At 55.9% G+C, this 2078-nt stretch carries 2 protein-coding genes; both read left to right on the top strand.

Going from position 1 to position 2078, the window contains the following annotated elements:
- A partial coding sequence (locus VGI36_19390) for an ATP-dependent Clp protease proteolytic subunit (protein ID HEY2487314.1) occupies positions 1-585 on the top strand: 585 nt, incomplete at its 5' end.
- A gap of 150 nt (positions 586-735) precedes the next feature.
- Positions 736-1986, top strand: coding sequence for an ATP-dependent Clp protease ATP-binding subunit ClpX (gene clpX / locus VGI36_19385; protein HEY2487313.1), 1251 nt, complete (start codon positions 736-738; stop codon positions 1984-1986).
- The last annotated feature ends 92 nt before the right edge of the window (positions 1987-2078 follow it).

The raw sequence follows: 2078 nt of genomic DNA, 5'->3' as shown, positions 1-2078 counted from the left end.
ACGCTCGTACCGATGGTGGTTGAACAGACCAATCGGGGCGAACGAGCGTACGATATTTACTCCCGGCTGCTGAAGGACCACATCATTTTCATCGGCACGCCAATCGACGACCATGTCGCCAACCTTGTCACCGCTCAATTGCTGTTTCTCGAGTCCGAAGACCCTGAGCGCGATATCTCGGTGTACATCAACTCGCCGGGCGGCTCGATTTCCGCGGGAATGGCGATTTATGACACGATGCAATTCGTTCGACCCGACGTGGTCACTTACTGCATTGGCCAGTCCGCCTCGATTGCGGCCTTGCTTCTTGTTTCGGGCACCCCGAAGAAGCGGTATGCCTTGCCGAATTCCAGAGTTCTGATTCACCAGCCCTGGATGTCCGGCCTCTCGGGTCAGGCAACGGACATCGATATCCACGCTCGCGAGATTCTGCGCACCCGCGATTCCCTCAATAAGCTTCTTTCGTTCCACACTGGCCAGCCGATTGAACGGATCGAAAAAGACGTGGAACGCGATTTCATCATGACCGCAGAGCAGGCCAAAGCCTACGGCATTGTCGATGAAATTATCGCGAAGCACCGCTAATCGAAACCGATGCGAAGGGCGCGCGGACAGCGTTCCAAACGGTTAGTAGTCAGAGCGATGATTGCATCCGCGACGGTTGCGTTTCCGTCTTAGAATGGATTTAAGCATTACAATGGGTGTGGTGGTTCTCCCTGGGAGGGAGCGAATTCTGTGAAACGGTTCACACCAGAAGAGCCGTTGCGCTGTTCCTTCTGCCATAAAACGCAGGAGCAGGTGGAGAAGCTCATCAGCTCCCCCTCCGAGTATCCGCGCTCGTACATTTGCAATGAGTGCGTCGGCGTTTGCCAGCAGATTCTCGAGGATGAGAAGCGCGAACAGGCGAGTCCAGCGAATCGCCGATTGCCGCGCCCGCCCGAGATCAAAGCTTTTCTCGATGGGTACGTGATTGGCCAGGATAAGACGAAGAAAAAACTCGCTGTCGCGGTTTACAACCACTACAAGCGGATTTTCTTGAATCGCCAGCCCGGCGATGTCGAGCTTACGAAGTCGAACATCATGCTGGTTGGCCCCACGGGCACGGGCAAGACGCTTCTGGCGCAAACCCTGTCGCGAATGCTCGAAGTTCCGTTCGCAATCGTGGATGCCACCACGCTGACGGAAGCCGGATATGTTGGTGAGGACGTTGAAAACATCATCCTGAAGCTGCTCCAGGCTGCAGATGGTGACGTCCAAAAGGCGCAACAAGGCATCATATATATCGACGAGATCGACAAGATTTCAAAGAAAGACGAAAACCCTTCGATTACCCGTGACGTTTCGGGTGAAGGCGTTCAGCAGGCGCTTCTGAAGATTTTGGAAGGCACGATCGCCAACGTTCCCCCGCAGGGCGGCCGCAAGCATCCGCACCAGGAATTTACGCCGGTGGACACGACGAACATTCTCTTCATCTGCGGCGGCGCTTTCGTGGGACTCGAAAAAACGATCGAGCGGCGCGTGGGCCAGAAGTCACTTGGTTTCCATGCTGATACGCAGCCCTCGACCGCAACGCGGCGCAACATCGAAGTTCTCGAGCAAGTGCAGCCGACTGACCTGATTCGCTACGGCCTGATTCCAGAATTTGTCGGCCGCCTGCCGGTCGTAGGCGTGCTGAGCGACCTGGATAAGTCGGCGCTCGTGCGAATTCTCACCGAGCCGAAGAACGCGCTCGTGAAGCAGTATCAGCGCCTCTTCGAATTCGAAAATGTCAGGCTGCGCTTTACGGACGACGCCCTTGAAACCGTCGCCGATCTCGCGCTGCAAAGGAAAGTCGGCGCACGCGGCCTGCGCATGATTCTCGAAGATTTGATGCTCGAAATGATGTACCACCTGCCGGCGCAACGGAAGCTTCGCGACTTTGTCGTGACCGCCGACATGGTGAAGGGACGCGAAATTAATTGGAGCCTGCTCGAAAAAGCGGGCTAAGGAATGGATTTGGCCGATTCGATGTTCAACCGCGAAAAAGGCGACGTGAAGAAGGTTCCGATGATGCCCGTGCGCGACATGGTCATCTTCCC

The organism is Candidatus Binataceae bacterium (genome assembly GCA_036495685.1).
In the GTDB taxonomy this organism is placed as follows: Bacteria; Desulfobacterota; Binatia; order Binatales; family Binataceae; genus JAFAHS01.
This window is presented reverse-complemented; position numbering and strand designations above follow the sequence as displayed.